The sequence below is a fragment of the Pseudarthrobacter defluvii genome, assembly GCF_030816725.1.
GTDB lineage: Bacteria > Actinomycetota > Actinomycetes > Actinomycetales > Micrococcaceae > Arthrobacter > Arthrobacter defluvii_A.
In genome coordinates this window covers 1,943,846-1,959,263 of record NZ_JAUSYG010000001.1, presented here as the reverse complement: position 1 = coordinate 1,959,263, position 15,418 = coordinate 1,943,846, and the positions used below count along the sequence as shown (strand labels likewise).

Below are 15,418 nucleotides of genomic sequence, written 5' to 3'. Positions count from 1 at the left end.
AGTCCTGCCCCCATGCCCCGTTCCGATGCCACCTCCCGTCCAACCCCCGTGCTGTATCGGAACGGATCCGTTTACACGGCCGCGGATCCATTCGCAACGGCGATGCTGGTGGACGGCGACACCGTGGCCTGGGTGGGGTCGGAGCAGGCCGCATCGTCCATCGCCGACGACTCGATGGAAATCATCGACGTTCGCGGCGCCCTGGTTGCCCCGGGGTTCGTGGACTCCCACATTCACCTGACAGAGACCGGGATTGCCCTGGAATCGCTGCAGTTGGGGGCCGTGACCTCTGCCCGCGGCCTGCTGGACGCCGTCGCCGCGGCCCCCGGCGACGGGCCCGTGCTCGGTCACGGCTGGGATGAGACCGGCTGGGCGGACCCCACCCTTCCCAGCGCCCAGGAACTGGAGCAAGCAGCGGGGGGACGGCCGGTCTACCTCTCGCGGGTTGACGTACATTCGGCGCTGGTTTCGGCGTCGCTGGCGCAGTCCGCAGGCCTGCAGACCAAGGACGGGTACGACGGCGGCGCCCGGGTAACGCGGGCGGCGCATGCGGCTGCCCGGCTGGCAACACGGCACATGCCGCAGGCGGAGCTGAAGCGGCACCAGGCGCGTGCCCTGGCGGAGGCTGCGGCCAACGGGTACGTAGCGGTGGCCGAAATGGGCGCGCCCCATATCGGCAGCGCCGACGATCTCAGGCTGGCTGCAGGATGGAACGTCCGCGGCGAGGGTGCGCACTTCCCCGAGGTACTGCCGTACTGGGGTGAACTGGTGTCAACCGAGGAGCAGGCCCGGGCCCTGGTTGGGCAGTTCGAAGGAGGCATCCGCGGGCTTGCCGGCGACCTCAACATCGATGGCTCGCTGGGTTCCCGTACTGCTGCGCTGCGCACCGGCTACAGCGATGCAGCACAGGAGCGCGGCGCGCTGTACCTCAGCGTGGAGCAGGCCGCGGCCCACCTCGCCGCCTGTTCCCTTGCCGGGATCCAGGGCGGCTTCCACGTAATCGGCGATGCCGGGCTTGACGCTGCGCTCGAAGCGCTGGATCTGGCCGCCCAAGAAGTGGGGGAGCAGCGCGTACGGGCCGCCGGCCACCGGTTTGAGCACGTGGAGATGGCTGATGCAGCAGCCGTGGCGAAGCTGGCGCATTACTCCGTGACCGTCAGCGCCCAGCCCGCCTTCGATGCCGCCTGGGGCGGACCAGGGGGACTTTACGAGCGGAGGCTGGGGGAGCGCAGCGCGTCCATGAACCCGTTCGCCGCCTTCTATTCGGCCGGGGTTCCTGTCTGCTTTGGCAGTGACAGCCCCGTTACACCCCTCCGTCCCTGGGCCGGCGTGCGCGCCTGCGTGGAACATAACAACCCCGGGCAACGCATCTCCGCGCGGGCAGCGTTCCTGGGCCACACCCGCGCCGGCTGGAGGGCAGCCCGGCACGCGAACCCCATGGCCGGGCAACTCGTGCCTGGGGCGCCCGCAAGTTTTGCGGTGTGGGAAGTGGAGGAACTGATGGTCCAGGTGGCCGATGGACGGGTGCAGTCCTGGAGCACCGATCCGCGGGCCCGCACCCCGCTGCTGCCGGCCCTGGACACGGGCTCGGACCCCGTATGCCTGCAGACCGTTAAAAATGGCGCCGAACTGTTCGCCAGCCCGGCCCTGCGTTCCTGACCCGGGATCCGTCCGCCCTATAATTGGTAGTTGCGCCCGGCGCCGGTAAAGCCCGGCAGAAGGTGTACCGACCACTTCCACCAGGAAAGGCCCTTTGTGCGCGTCCTTACGATCATTCCCACCTACAACGAACTGGAATCACTGCCCAAGACGCTGCAGCGCCTTCGGAAGGCCGTTCCGGCGTCGGACGTGCTGGTGGTCGATGACAACAGCCCCGACGGCACCGGCCAGCTTGCCGACGGCTTCGCCGCTGAGGACTCCCAGGTGCACGTCCTGCACCGCAAGGGCAAGGAAGGCCTGGGCGCGGCCTACATCGCCGGTTTCAAATGGGGCCTGGACGCCGGCTACGACGTCCTGGTCGAGATGGACGCAGACGGTTCCCACCAGCCCGAACAGCTTCCCCAGCTCCTTGAAGCGGTGGACCAGGGCGCAGACCTGGCCATGGGCTCACGCTGGGTTCCCGGCGGCAGCGTGGTCAACTGGCCCCTCTACCGCCAGGCCATCTCACGCGTGGGCAGCACCTACGCCCGGCTGATGCTGGCCCTGCCCATCAAGGACGTCACCGGCGGCTACCGCGCGTTCCGCAGGACCACCCTGGAGAAACTCAACCTGGACCAGGTCGACTCGGTGGGCTACGGCTTCCAGGTGGACCTTGCCTGGCGCGTGGCCAAACTGGGCCTCCGCATTGAAGAACGCCCCATCACCTTCGTCGAGCGCGAGCTCGGGGCGTCCAAGATGAGCGGCAACATCGTGATCGAAGCCATGATCAACGTCACCAAATGGGGTCTGGCCGCCCGCTGGAACACGCTGGCCGGGAAACTGAAGAAAAAGCAGGCCTAGTTCGGCCCAGCCCGTGAATCCCGGCATTCGGGAGGCATGAAGAAGGGGGCGGTCCCGCACCAACGTGCGGGGCCGCCCCCTTTTGCTTCAGACCTATGCGGAGCGGCGCTCTCCGCGGCGTTCACGCAGGATGGTCAGTCGGTCCTCGAGGATCTGCTCGAGTTCCGGCAGGGAGCGGCGTTCCAGCAGCATGTCCCAGTGGGTGCGGACTGCCTTGTCGTTGCTGGTGTCCGGCTTTTCGCCGTCAACCAGGAGCGCTTCCTTGCCGGTCTTGGAGACCCACACCGGAGGAATTTCCGCCTCGGAGGAGAACGTGACGAAGACCTGCTCGCCATCCGCGCAACGGTATTCGACGCGTTGGCGCGGTGCCGGCTCAACTCCGGACTCGGTCTCCATGCTCTGCGCACCAAGGCGCATGCCCCGTAGGCTGCGATCGCTCATGTTTTCTCCCTCTGGTCGGTTCGCGGATCAAATCTCCGCGCCAGCCGGTGGCGCCGTGGCACCGCCGGACTACTGTGTGCACTGTGCTGCATCATACGATTCAACGCATTGCGAAGCTTGGTTGTTCCAGCCGGTAATCTCCTGCCGGACAAATACCCAATTATACGGGGATTACGCCGGGAGAATCAAAACAGGGAGGGTTTCCGCGCTTTCGCGCAAAACCCTCCCTGGTTCCTTGACTGTTACGGCTGGGTGGGCTCAGCCGGGGCTTTTTCGAACAGGCCGGCGGCCGGGGATTCCCCAGCGGTGCCGCCGATGGCGCTGCCGATGCCTTTCAGTGCTTCCCCTACCTCGCTTGGGATGATCCAGAGCTTGTTGGCGGATCCCTCGGCCAGCTTGGGCAGGGTCTGGAGGTACTGGTAAGCCAGCAGCTTCTGGTCCGGGTTGCCCTTGTGGATGGCGTCAAAGACCTTCTGGATGGCCTGGGATTCGCCGTCGGCGCGGAGGATGGCGGCCTTGGCCTCGCCTTCTGCCTTAAGGATCGCAGCCTGGCGCTGGCCCTCTGCCGTCAGGATGGCGGACTGCTTGGTGCCCTCCGCGGTCAGGATGGCTGCCCGGCGGTCGCGTTCCGCGCGCATCTGCTTCTCCATGGAATCCTGGATGGAGTGCGGCGGGTCGATGGCTTTCAGTTCCACCCGGGAGACGCGGATGCCCCAGCGGCCGGTTGCCTCGTCCAGGACGCCGCGCAGCTGCCCGTTAATCTGGTCGCGGGACGTGAGGGCTTCCTCCAGGTTGAGTCCGCCCACAACGTTGCGCAGGGTGGTGGTGGTGAGCTGCTCAACGGCCTGGATGTAGTTGGCGATCTCGTAGGTGGCTGCCCGGGGGTCGGTGACCTGGAAGTACACCACCGTGTCGATGGAGACTACGAGGTTGTCTTCGGTGATGACGGGCTGCGGCGGGAAGGACACCACCTGTTCACGCAGGTCCAGGAGCGGCAGGAGCCGGTCCACGAACGGAATCAGGATCGTCAGGCCCGGGTTGAGGGTCCGCTGGTACTTGCCGAGCCGTTCAACAACCCCGGCGCGTGCTTGCGGAACAATCCGGACCGCCCGGACCAAAACGATGATGACAAAGACGATCAGGACCACCAGCACAATGGCCAGGGCGGTTCCACCTGCGTTTTCCATACAACTCCTTGTTCCCCAATTGTCAGGCTGTATCTGGACCGGTGGCCGCCGGAGGCGGTACCGAGACCACTGCTGTTGCGCCGTCGATGGCCGCTACGACCACCTTTTGGCCCGCGGGAAGCACTCCCGCTGCGGAGCGGGCGCTCCAAATATCGCCGCCGATCTTTACCAGGCCGCCGTCGGAGGTGACAGCCTCCATCACCACGGCCGCTTCGCCGATGAGCCGGTCCACGTTGGTCCGCTGTTCGGAGGGACCCTTCTTCAGGTGTGAAAGCGCTACCGGGCGGACGAAGGCCACCATGAGCAGGGACACGATGCAGAAGATGACCACCTGCAGCCATGGATCAGCGCCGGCGAAGTCGGCCACGAGTGCGGCGAGTGATCCGCTGCCGAGCATGATGAAGAACAGGTCAAGCGTGATCATTTCGACCACGGCAAACGCCAGGAAGGCCGTGAGCCACACGGCCCACCAGTTTTCCCCGAGCCATTCAAACATTCCTGTTTCCCCCTTCGTCACAGGGGAGCCGCCTCCGCGGACCCACCGGTAACTGTTTACTCATCCTAGTCCGCGGGGTTGCAGTGTGGGCCGGATCGTGAAGGCTGCCGGGGAAAGTGGCCAAGTCGTTACGGGGCGGGGACGGCGGGCCGGAAGACGAAGAGCCTGAACTTTGCCTGTGCTGTTACAGGTTCGGGGGACTCGTCAAGCCGGGCCGCGATCCGGTCCCGGTCCAGGTGGTGGCCAGCGGGTCCCATGAACGCCAGGTCCGCTGCGGCGGCGCGGGTCAACTCCAGCGCGATGTCGACGTCGACCGTGCTTTCCGCCTCAAAGTGTCCGGCCATCGCCGCAGCCAGGCGTTCATCCTTGCCCTCTTCGATCCCCAGCATTCCGGTCACCGCGGCAAGCTCCGCGAGGTGTCCACTGCGCGGCGCCACCACCACCAGGACTCCCGTGGCGCGCAGGACGCGGGCAAACTCGGCGGGGTTCCGCGGAGCGAAGACCACTGTGACCGCGTCCACCGAGCTGCTCGCCACGGGAAAGGGCTGCCAGATGTCCCACACCAGGTTCACCGCTTCGGGGTTGAGCCGTGCGGCGCGCCGGAGGGCGAATTTGGAGATGTCCAGACCGATGGCGGACGGCCGCCGCCCGGCGGCCGCTGCCGCGTCGAGGGCCTCACGCAGGTAGTACCCGGTCCCGGTTCCGGAGTCCAGCACCACCGCACCTTCCGCCGGGAGGTTTGGCACGACGGCGGCAGCGAGGGCCTGCGCCAACGGCCGGTAGTGGCCGTTCCCCAGGAAGGTGAAACGTGACGCAACCATGGCTGCACTGTCCGGCTCGAAGGGTGAGCCCTTGCCGACCAGAAGGTTGAAGTAGCCCTGGCGGGCGGCGTCGAAGCTGTGGCCGTTGGGGCAGGCCAGACGCGGCTGGTGTGCAGCTTTCGCTGCCAGGTGCTCCAGCGGATGTGAGCAGACAGGGCAAAGGAGGGCGGCATCCGCGGAAGGCATAGGAACAATCTTAGGACGGCGGGGCACCAATCCTCTCTGCCGCTCCTGCGTCGGCTGCAGGTTAGTCGAGGGAAATGCCCGCCGGGCCGGCGTCGAAACCCAACCCTTCCCGGGCCTTGCTGATGCCCGCCTCTGCCCAGTGCGCCGCATATTCGGCATTGCTGCTCAGCGACCGGAGCTGCGCCCGGTCAATGTACAGGACGCCGTTAAGGTGGTCCGTCTCGTGCTGCACGATGCGCGCCTGCCACCCGACGAACTCACGCTGCTCCGCCGCGCCGTCGGGCGTCAGGTACTCCAGCAGCACGGACTCCGGGCGGGCCACCACAGCCTGGAGGCCGTTAAGGGAGAGGCACCCCTCGTAAAAGGACGCCCGTCCTGTCCCCAGGGGCGCGTACCGGGGGTTGAGGATGGCCAGGAACTCCAGCGGGCTCCGGTTCCTCAGCGCCGCAGCCTCCGGGTCGACATCGAACTGGTCCTCCAGGACCGCGAGCTGCAGGGGGATGCCCAGCTGCGGGGCGGCAAGACCCACGCCGGGCGCCTCATGCATGACCTGGCGCATGATCCCGATCAGCCGGTCCAACTGGTCCCGGGACAACTGGCCGTCGAATTCGGCGGCACGTTGGCGTAATGCTGGATGGCCCGCCTGGACGATAGGCGGCAGGGCAGCGGCGGACAGGATCCGCTCGACAATTTCCTGGATGTCGTCCGCACCGGCGGTTGTCTGGGGAACAGTCTGGGTCATGGGGACAGCCTACTGGCCGTTGTTGTGCCGGCACCTTCGGCTAGGGTCAACGTCATGGCCCACGATACTTTCCCGCCCACATCCCCGCTGGAGCACGTCCTGGCATTTATCCGGGTCCTTGAAAGGGGCGGCGGGGGAGCAGAGATCCGGCCGTTCCTGGCGGACTCGTTTGTGCTGACGGAGGCCCCGCACCTGCTGGCCCCGGAAGGCTCCACCCGAATGCTGGCGGCGGTTCTTGCCGGCGCGGACCAAAGCCGCGAGGTGGTGGAAGACCAGCAGTTCAGGGTCCAGCGCACCACCTGTGAAGGCGGCAGGGTGGTAGTGGAGGCCGACTGGTCGGCCACCGTATTGATGGACCTGCGGTACTGGGACCGCGGCGAAACCATCCGCGCCAGGACGTCATCGGTGTTCGAGGTGAGCGACGGCGTCATCGTGAGCCAGGACAGCTACGACTGCTATTTCCGGTGACACCCTGCCAACTTCTCCGCGGCCGGGCCCGTCCCGCCGGTCCTAATGCATGGTGAAGCGCCTGGCAACCCACCGGTTCACGGCCGGAACTGCGGCTGCCGCGCCAATGAGGGCGGTCCGCATCCCCAGGACCCGAGGCGTCAGCGGCCTGCCCAGCATCATGTTGATTTCCGCCTGCCGGCGGGCCATAACTGCAGCCCGTTTACGTCCCTTTTCGAACTCCCTGAGCAGGCTGCCGGTTGGCTTACCCGCCAGCGCCGCGCAGACCACCGGCACCAGTTCCGCGGCATCCAGCCAGCCCAGGTTCATGCCCTGTCCTCCGATGGGGCTGATCTCGTGCGCTGCGTCTCCGAGCAGCACCGTCCGTCCGGTGACGGTGCGGCGGGCAATGGTGGAACGTACGCTGAAGGCGCTCAGCATGGAATTCGACGCCGGATCAGGATTGATTCCGGTCCGGCGGCGCACCAGCTCCGCAAGTTCAGCCGGCCCCGCCCCGGGCCCGGCTGGTTGTCCCAGCCGGACCACCCAGCGGCGCGTGCCGCCGGGAAGCGGGAACGACTCAACAATTCCGTCCGGCTCCAGAAACAGAACGGCTTTGTGCCCGTACTGCGTGCCGTCGTCGAAATCCCCCATGAGGTAGTGGTCCGGATATGCCGTGCCGGCCACCGGAACCTGCAGTGCTCCACGCAGCCGGGATCTGGCACCGTCAGCTGCCACGAGCAACGCCGCGGTGGCGCTGCGGTGCGGGGCACCTGTGCCGGGCTCGATGTCCACGGTGACCTTGCCGCCGTCGTCCGTGACACCCGTGACGTTCGCACCCCTGATCACCGCGCCGGGATCCAGTGCGCTGACGCGCTCTTCCAGGAGCTGCTCCGTCCGGAACTGCGGGAGCGCCAGCACGAAAGGGAAGTCCTTCGATACGGCGTCGAAGTCCATGGTCCCCACGGTCTTCCCGCCGCTGACCGCCATGCCGGTCCGGATGCAAACGCCTTCCTGCACCATGGAGGCTGCCACGCCGACGCCGGCGAGTGCCTGCAGGGCAGGAGGGTGGACGCCGATGGCGCGGGTGTGCCGGTTCCGCGTTTGGCGCTGCTCAAGAACCTTGACTTCGATGCCTTCCTGGAGCAGCGCCGCAGCCAGGTACAGGCCCACGGGACCTCCGCCGGCGATGATCACCTCGGCGTCCACGTCAGCCCCGGCGGAAGGTCAGGACCTGGTGGAAGGCCGATGAGCGCTCCACCGACCAGCCCGGGGGAGCGGCGGCGGCCAACTCGGCGGGCCGGTAGCTGCGGCGGATGGAGGTGAGGCCGTCCTCACGGATGAAGGAATGCCGGAACGGCAGCGCGGCCACGCTGAAGAGGGCAAACGCGGCAGGGCTGCGGATGAGGTCGTTGTGCAGCACCTTGCCGGCCGCCAGGATTTCCGAGTCCGCCAGCAGTTGCCGGAACTCGCCGGGGCCAAGGTGGTGCAGCACATGGTTGGAAATCACGACGTCGAACCTGGCACCTTCCCGCACCAGGTCGCCACTGTGGGCCTGGCGGAACTCCACACCAGGGGTGGACGGCCTCTGGCTGGCAAAGTTGGCGGCGCGGGGGTCCGGATCGATGCCCGTGATGCGCAGCGGCCTGCCGTCCCGGGCTGCCCAGCGGGCCAGCATGACGGCGAGATCCCCGCCACCGGATCCGATGTCCAGGACAGACACCGGGGCCTGGTCCGGCCGCCTGATGCTGCGCATTTCCCTGGCGTACAACGTGCGCCAGCCGGACAGTACCCGGTTGATAACGCCGAACTGCCGGTAGGTGTTGTCCAGGAGCCGGGCGTCACAGTCGGGGTGGTCCATTTGTTCGGCGTCCCCGGCGGCCCGCTGCCGCAGCGAGATGTCCATTGCAGTGGAGCTCCGGTCAGGCAAGCGTTGCCGCCGCTGCCGGGTTTTCCTCGAGCAGGGCTTCTACTTCAGCTGCCCCCTCCTGGGCGCGGCCTGGGGTGCCGGCGACGGCCTGCCTGAGCTTCGTGAAGAGGCCCGTTTCCACGGTCAGGCCCGGGCCGAAGGCCATGGAACAGATGCGTTCGTTTCCTTCCTGCAGGGGTTGTCCCAGGATGTGCTTGAGCACGAACAGCACGGTGGCGCTGCTCATGTTGCCGAAATTGCGCAGGGTCTCCCGTGCGGGAACCAGTTGGGTGTCAGTGAGGCCGAGCCTCGACTGCACCTTGTCCAAAATGCTGCGGCCACCCGGGTGGATGGCCCAGTGGGGGATGTCCGTGTAGGGGAGTGCGGCCAACTCGGGTTCCCTGGCCAGGAGCGGTTCCAGCGCGTCCACTATGTGGTCATCAATGATGTGCGGGACGTAATTGCCAAGAACCATCTCGAAGCCGTTGTCGCCGATGTTCCAAGCCATCGAATCCTCACCGACGGGCGTGAGGACGGTTTCGAAATGGTCCAGTTTCAGCAGTGCCGTTTCCGCCGCGCCGGGCCGGGCCGTCACGACGGCGGCGGCCGCACCGTCAGCGAACAGCGCGGAGCCCATGATGGTGTCGGGGTTGTTGGACGTGCGGACGTGGAGGGAGCACAGTTCGGCGCAGACAACCAGGACGACGGCGTTGGGGTCCGCCTCGCAGAAAAGCTTCGCGGCGCGGAGCGCGGGAAAAGCCGCGTAGCAGCCCATGAAGCCCAGGTGGTACCGCTGGACCGCTGGGCTGAGGCCGAGCTCGCGGACAACCTTATAGTCGGGACCGGGATTGAAGAAACCGGTGCAGGAAACGGTCACAAGATGCGTTATGTCAAGTAAATCAAGTTCAGGGGCGGCTTCCAGGGCAGCGCGGGAGGCCTCCACGAAAAGTTTGGTGGCTTCCCGGGCGAAGATATCGTTGCGGACCTTGGTGCTGGGGTTCAGCAGCAGGCCGGATTCCTGGTCGTAGAACTGGGGATTCTCAAAGCGGCCCGCGTTGGTCAGTTCCTGGACGGCGGTGAATCTCGTGTCGATGGCTGCACCATCAAAGCAGGTGTTGACCAGCCGCGAACCCAGGCGGGATAAACCTGGCTGCGCGGCGAACACGTCGCGGGCTTCGGACTGGATCAGCTTTGTCGTCGGAACTGCAGTTTCAAGTGAACGCACGTAGACCGTCATTGATTCATTCTTGACGGGTGCCCGGATAAAGACAATGGCCGGGCGTCCTGAAGCGCGTCCTGACCAGCGGTTCCATGGGTGGCGCGCGCCTGGCAGGACGCCGCGGGACAACGCCGTCCGGTGCCTTTCCGCGGGTTAGAACGCCCCGTTCGGGCGCTGGATATGACGACACCAAAGCCGGTCAGCCGCTGGTGGATGGGTAGCGGTGGCTGTCTCCGCCTTTAGCGGGTACCGGCCGGAGGCGAGGGTGGCGGGATACGGCTGCGACAACCACTCCCAGCAGGACGATCAGGGCGGCTATTTGCTGCCACTCGCCGTCGAACACATCCAGCTTCGTTGACGCGGAGGCGTTGAAGGAGGCGTGCAGCACCCCGACTATCAGCAGGCTGTACCCCGTTTGCAGGTAGACGATCCCCATGAGTAAGCGGAAAAACGGGGCAAAAAGGAACAGGACCGCCCAGGACACCGCCACGTCGGTCCATGACGTTCCAGCGAAGCCCCGCTCAGCGAAGGCGAAAGGCAGATGAATAAGGGCGAATGGGATAGCGGTCAGCAAGGCAGCGACGGCAGGCCCGCGCCGGTCCATAAGCCGGTGCTGCACAACGCCCGTCCAGGCAAGCTCCTCCCAGATGTTGCCTAGGAGGGCGCCGATGATCAAAGTGTTCAACAGGTAGTTGCCTACCAGGGGCCACCAGCCGCCAGTAGGCGGTTGGAACGTTCCGGTGGCCGCAGCAATAAGAGCTGTCAGGACGGGAAGGCCCAGCAGCGCCGCCACGTACCAGCCGGAACCCACCCTCCAGCGGAACGCCCGCTTGAAGAGTTCGCGCACGGCGGGCCGACCATCCGCGGCCGCCGTGACCAGGACAGCCGTTCCCAACAGGATCAGCAACTCGGCCAAAATGCCTGACAAGATGTTGCCCAGCAGCAGCAGCGAAAGGATTTGCCCGGTCCAGGACAGCAGGATGGCGATGACGATAAAGGCTGCCACCGGGTGCCGAGCGATAACTGACAGGACAGGACCCGGGGTCTGACGCGGCTTCATCAGCAGTACCGCCGTTCAAAGTCCGATTAAGGAAGGCGCCGCCGGCTTGCCGTCACGTGCCGAAGAAGCGCTGAGCCGCTGACGTGGAAAACAGCACTATTCTCTGCCCATGAATGATCGAATACAAGCGAAACGCATGACGTGCCGTGGCGGCCCCGTCGGTTCCAGGTAGTGGCAGCGTGGCGCTGTTCCTGGTCTCGCCCAATTCGTAGTGGAACGGGACTTCTCGCAGCTACTTCTACTCCCATTGTTCAAGCGCCGATAATCTACATTATGTCAAGTAGAATAGTGATTATTGCATCCGATGCACGATCACCCCTCCTCCGCCCATTGCCAAGCGGCATCCCGCGACTTGAACCAGAAAAGTGCCTGTGACTTGCGGAAACACCGTGCAGTCGGCCGGTCGGGCCCCTGGTAAGTCCACCAAGCGGCCTTCGTAAGCTGGAGTGCATCAAGTTGGAAATGGCCCTCGGATCCGCAAATTTGCGCCGGTTCTGCATTAATTGCATGATTCTTGCATCCAATGCAATGTATCGGGAGGTTTTCGTGGCGGTCGATTCAGCGGGACGGGTGCTCGACTTCGGCGCTGTGCGTTACCTTCACCCCGAGGACCACGTGTTCACCCAGATGCTTACCGGCTGGCGCAACCAGCAGTTGAGCCGGAACCTGTCGTTTGGCACCATCGAGGGCCGGGAACGGCTGGTGACGCGGTTCCAGGAGTTCACGAATGAGTATCCATGGCAGTGGACGCCGGCCCACGTGGACGAGTTCTTCGGGGATCTGCGCAGCGTGAAGCACGTCGCGCAGTCCACCATCCGGAGCTACCAGGCAGCGCTGAGGGCGTTCTGCGCCTACGCAGCGTCGCCTGAGTATGGCTGGGACCGGGTCTGCGAACAGTACTTCGGTACGCACCCTGCTCAGGTCTGTTTCGACTGGAACACCGCGGTCCATGCCCAGGCGACCGAATCGGCTCCTAAGCGGCGGCCCTTCACCCGGCAGGAACTGCAGGCGTTCTTTGACCGGGCCGATGACGAGGTGGACCGCATCGCTGGCCTGGGCCGCAAGGGCTGGCTGCCGGCCTACCGCGACGCGGTCCTCTTCAAGGTGGCCTACTGCTGGGGGCTGCGCCGTAACGAGGTCAGGCACCTGCAGACAGTGGATTTCTCCAGAAACCCGCACGCCCGGGAGTTCGGCAAGTACGGGGCGTTGCAGGTCCGATATGGGAAGGCAATGCGGGGTTCTCCCCCGAAACGCCGCAGTGTCCTGACAGTTTTCGACTGGTCGGCGGAGATCATCGATGACTGGCTGGAACGAGGACACCTACACATGACTGATGGTCTGGACCTGTTCCCCTCTGAACGCGGCACCCTTGTCTCCGAAACCGCCCTGAACCGCCGCTTCAACCGGTACTGCGAAGACCTCGGCCTCTCCCCCGGATTGGACATCCACTCGCTGCGCCGCTCCTACGTCACCCACCTGATCGAATCAGGAATGGACCCCTTGTTCGTTCAGCACCAGGCCGGGCACGAACACGCGTCAACAACAGCCCTCTACACCTCCGTCTCCAGCGACTACCGCGTCAAGACACTGCGCCGTGCCCTGGACTCCACCGTCCGGGACGCCCTTGCCGGAATGGAAGACTGAAGCTCATGAAACGAGAGATCGACTACCGGTGGCGGCTTGCAGAACTCATGGCAGCCCGGGGAATGCACAACAGCACCGACCTGAGCCCCCTGCTGAAAGAACGCGGCATCGAACTCTCCGCCTCCCAGGTCTATCGGCTCGTCACCCAGCGTCCGGAACGGGTTTCACTCATGATGGTCGCCGCCCTTTGTGACATCTTCGCCTGCGGACCACAAGATCTGGTCACCGTCACGGCCGCAGACGCCAATGTCCGCAAGGTCGCCTCGGATGCCAACGTCGTCGATCTGAACAAGACCGTCAGGCCCAAACGGGCCCGCGTGATCCGCGATGACGGCTGACATAACCTTGCGCCCCACAGTCCGCGGCCGCCCTCGCGCGACCGGCGCGTTCATCTGCGCCAGATGCTTCAGGGCAGCCGGTAAGCACCGCGCCAGCTGGCCTGAAGGCAGGATCTGCGGGACCTGCTTCGCAGTCGCCATGCGCACGCACGGACCTTGTCCCGGCTGTAGAACAGAGCGCATGCTTCCCGGGCGGTCTGCTGCCCACGGCGATCAACCGGTCTGTGTCGATTGCGCACATATCACCCAGGACTACCACTGCTCACGCTGCGGCACGGAAACCGAGCACTACCGCCAGGACACGTGCGCCCGCTGCTCGCTTCGGGACGACCTCAGCGTCCTGTTGCGCGTCGACGATGTCCGGGGATCGGAAGCGACGGCGACGAAACTGCTCGCCGCCCTCTGCGGAGCCCAGCGCCCCGAAAGCATCCTCACCTGGCTCCGCAAAACCGGCGTCCGCGACCTGCTCCAACGACTTGCCACCGGCGAGATCCAGCTCAGCCACGAGGCACTGGATCAGGAACCAAACAGCCTGCGGGTGGAACACATGCGCAGCCTGCTCATCCATCACAAGCTACTCCCGAGCAGGGACCACTACCTCGCTCTCTTTCAACGATGGCTCACCATCAAGCTCGAGGACGTTGACGACACCGACATCCGACGGCCCGTCGAGTCATTCGCCCGGTGGCACCACCTGCGACGCATCCGGAGCCTCTCCACAGACGGGAAACCCACCCGCGGCCCCGTCCATAGCGCGAAGCAGGAACTCACCGAAACCATCAAGTTCCTGACTTGGCTCAAGCTCACCCACGGGCGGACCGTCGCCTCCTGCCTCCAGGGCGACGTCGACTCATGGCTGGCCGACGGCCCCACCACCAGGCACCTCATCCGGACCTTCTTCGTCTGGGCGGTCAAGAACCGGACCTGCACCAACATCACCATCGGATTCCGACAAGCCAAGACAGTTCCCCTACTCACCCAGGGCCAACGACTCGCCATGCTCAAAGCCTGCCTCACCGACGAAGTGGACACCCTGTCCTATCGGGTCGCCGCCACACTCCTGCTGCTCTACGCCCAGCCAGTCGTGAAGATCGCCGCGATGAAAAGCACGGATGTGATCCTCACGCCGAATGGCCTGCGTCTGTCACTAGGGGAAGGAGATCCAGCGCCTGTGCCTGAGCCTTTCGCCTCACTGCTCACAGAACACGTTGCCTCACGCCCGAACATGCGCACTGGAAGCAGCTCGGGCAGCGAATGGCTGTTCCCCGGCTACCGGCCCGGGCAACACATCCACCCCAACACGCTCATGCTGCGTCTGAGGGAGGTCGGCATCGACCTCCGAGGCGCGCGCAACGCATCCCTCCGCGCCCTCGTCACCGAGGTGCCCGCCCCGCTCGTGGCCGAAATGCTCGGCTACAGCTACCAAGTCACCCAGAAACACGCCGCAGCGGCCGCCGAACCCTGGTCCCGCTATCCAAGAATCAACCCCACGCGGATAATGACCAACACCATAGGAATGGATCGATAGCCGCTCCTACACTTCCTCTGGAGCGGAGCCGGCCTCAGGACAATGGCCCGACAAACGGAGGCAAAGGTGGCAACAAAGGAAGAACTGCAGCGGAGACTTCAACGCATCCTCCGCTGGTTCCTTCCAGTAACGATCATCATGGTGATCTCCACCGTCCTAAGTCTCGTTGGTGTCGATTCGGAGCCATGGTTCTGGACTCGGACCATTCTCTTCGGCATCGCCGCCGTCGTATTCTGCGTCCAAGTCACCAGATTCTCGCTATGGCAGCGGGACGAGTACTGGCGGGAAAAAGGACGGGATCCTAAGCACCCGGACCGCTTCCCCTCGCGTGGCACTGCTGAATAGTTCCAAATCGAATAATGCTGGTTACCAGTAGTGTTCTGAGAGCCCGTGTATGAGCCGTTCCGGCCCGATCCCCCGCTGCCAATACGATGGATGCAGCAAAGGACACACATGCCTGTGAAGCCGGGCCTGCCCTGAAGTGGGACCACAGGGAAAGAGCTGACCGAAAACGATGTCACATCCGTCGCGTCGGAAGTCGGATTCGAGATGATGCGGCCGGGACAGCTGGAGCCGCCCTGCCTTGGCAGGACATCTTAATGGTGCTCAGCGACGCCGTTGCACCGAGGCGCCCACCACGGCTCCGAGCCCAAGTCCCACTGCACATCCCCAAAAGGGCGACTGGAAAAGGGCCAGCCCAAGGCTTATTCCCAGTGCAGCACCAACAAGGCTGCATATCCACAAGGCTTTATTCACTGCGTCTCCCCTATGGCCCGCGCTGGCCTCGATACCTGCTGCGACCTTACTGCATCCCTATCCTCCAGGTGGATGAAGACGGGGAGGGCGGAATGGAAGTTGGGTAGTTCCAACCCATGCGGGCTGCAGGCAGGAGTCCTAATCT

At 65.0% G+C, this 15,418-nt stretch carries 16 protein-coding genes; 7 read left to right on the top strand and 9 right to left on the bottom strand.

The annotated features are described in order from the left end of the window. The first annotated feature begins 12 nt into the window (after positions 1 to 12). Complete coding sequence (locus QF031_RS09175; RefSeq protein ID WP_307426928.1) at positions 13 to 1,659, top strand: amidohydrolase; 1,647 nt, start codon at positions 13 to 15, stop codon at positions 1,657 to 1,659. A gap of 96 nt (positions 1,660 to 1,755) precedes the next feature. Further along, a complete protein-coding gene (locus QF031_RS09170) occupies positions 1,756 to 2,499 on the top strand; it encodes a polyprenol monophosphomannose synthase (protein WP_307426925.1) in 744 nt (247 codons plus the stop codon). A 93-nt stretch (positions 2,500 to 2,592) separates the two neighbouring features. Here the strand turns inward: QF031_RS09170 and QF031_RS09165 are convergent, their stop codons facing one another. The 5 genes from QF031_RS09165 to QF031_RS09145 all read right to left on the bottom strand — a co-directional run bounded on the left by QF031_RS09165 (position 2,593) and on the right by QF031_RS09145 (position 6,372). Continuing rightward, entirely contained in the window at positions 2,593 to 2,940 is a 348-nt protein-coding gene (locus QF031_RS09165; RefSeq protein WP_026266052.1) for an RNA polymerase-binding protein RbpA, read from the bottom strand. A 242-nt stretch (positions 2,941 to 3,182) separates the two neighbouring features. Next, positions 3,183 to 4,127 carry an SPFH domain-containing protein gene (locus QF031_RS09160; protein WP_307426922.1) on the bottom strand — a complete coding sequence of 315 codons (945 nt, stop codon included), beginning with the start codon at positions 4,125 to 4,127 and terminating at the stop codon, positions 3,183 to 3,185. Between the two features lie 22 nt (positions 4,128 to 4,149). Continuing rightward, complete coding sequence (locus QF031_RS09155; protein WP_307426919.1) at positions 4,150 to 4,623, bottom strand: NfeD family protein; 474 nt, start codon at positions 4,621 to 4,623, stop codon at positions 4,150 to 4,152. Between the two features lie 128 nt (positions 4,624 to 4,751). Next, the gene (locus QF031_RS09150) at positions 4,752 to 5,630 is read right to left on the bottom strand and encodes a putative RNA methyltransferase (RefSeq protein ID WP_307426917.1); all 879 of its coding nucleotides are present in this window, start codon (positions 5,628 to 5,630) and stop codon (positions 4,752 to 4,754) included. 61 nt (positions 5,631 to 5,691) lie between these two features. Further along, positions 5,692 to 6,372, bottom strand: coding sequence for a peptide deformylase (locus tag QF031_RS09145; RefSeq protein WP_307426915.1), 681 nt, complete (start codon positions 6,370 to 6,372; stop codon positions 5,692 to 5,694). A 54-nt stretch (positions 6,373 to 6,426) separates the two neighbouring features. Between QF031_RS09145 and QF031_RS09140 the strand changes: the two genes are divergently transcribed. Next, a complete protein-coding gene (locus QF031_RS09140) occupies positions 6,427 to 6,840 on the top strand; it encodes a nuclear transport factor 2 family protein (RefSeq protein ID WP_307426911.1) in 414 nt (137 codons plus the stop codon). A gap of 42 nt (positions 6,841 to 6,882) precedes the next feature. Here QF031_RS09140 and QF031_RS09135 read toward each other — a convergent pair whose 3' ends face one another. The 4 genes from QF031_RS09135 to QF031_RS09120 form a co-directional block, all read right to left on the bottom strand. After that, positions 6,883 to 8,028 carry an FAD-dependent oxidoreductase gene (locus tag QF031_RS09135; protein ID WP_307426908.1) on the bottom strand — a complete coding sequence of 382 codons (1,146 nt, stop codon included), beginning with the start codon at positions 8,026 to 8,028 and terminating at the stop codon, positions 6,883 to 6,885. A gap of 1 nt (position 8,029) precedes the next feature. Next, a complete protein-coding gene (locus tag QF031_RS09130) occupies positions 8,030 to 8,725 on the bottom strand; it encodes a class I SAM-dependent methyltransferase (protein WP_307426904.1) in 696 nt (231 codons plus the stop codon). 16 nt (positions 8,726 to 8,741) lie between these two features. Beyond that, positions 8,742 to 9,965: a type III polyketide synthase gene (locus tag QF031_RS09125; protein WP_307426901.1), complete on the bottom strand. Its 1,224-nt coding sequence runs from the start codon at positions 9,963 to 9,965 to the stop codon at positions 8,742 to 8,744. A 181-nt stretch (positions 9,966 to 10,146) separates the two neighbouring features. After that, positions 10,147 to 10,953 (bottom strand): CPBP family intramembrane glutamic endopeptidase, encoded by an 807-nt coding sequence (locus tag QF031_RS09120; protein ID WP_307426899.1) that lies wholly within the window; start codon positions 10,951 to 10,953, stop codon positions 10,147 to 10,149. 600 nt (positions 10,954 to 11,553) lie between these two features. On the opposite strand from QF031_RS09120, the gene QF031_RS09115 reads away from it, so the two are divergent. The 4 genes from QF031_RS09115 to QF031_RS09100 all read left to right on the top strand — a co-directional run bounded on the left by QF031_RS09115 (position 11,554) and on the right by QF031_RS09100 (position 14,862). Continuing rightward, a complete protein-coding gene (locus tag QF031_RS09115) occupies positions 11,554 to 12,651 on the top strand; it encodes a tyrosine-type recombinase/integrase (RefSeq protein WP_307433263.1) in 1,098 nt (365 codons plus the stop codon). A 5-nt stretch (positions 12,652 to 12,656) separates the two neighbouring features. Further along, positions 12,657 to 12,989, top strand: coding sequence for a helix-turn-helix domain-containing protein (locus QF031_RS09110; RefSeq protein WP_307422516.1), 333 nt, complete (start codon positions 12,657 to 12,659; stop codon positions 12,987 to 12,989). Between the two features lie 181 nt (positions 12,990 to 13,170). After that, the gene (locus tag QF031_RS09105; protein WP_307422514.1) at positions 13,171 to 14,517 is read left to right on the top strand and encodes a hypothetical protein; all 1,347 of its coding nucleotides are present in this window, start codon (positions 13,171 to 13,173) and stop codon (positions 14,515 to 14,517) included. 66 nt (positions 14,518 to 14,583) lie between these two features. Continuing rightward, entirely contained in the window at positions 14,584 to 14,862 is a 279-nt protein-coding gene (locus tag QF031_RS09100) for a hypothetical protein (RefSeq protein WP_307422510.1), read from the top strand. Positions 14,863 to 15,418: the final 556 nt, after the last annotated feature.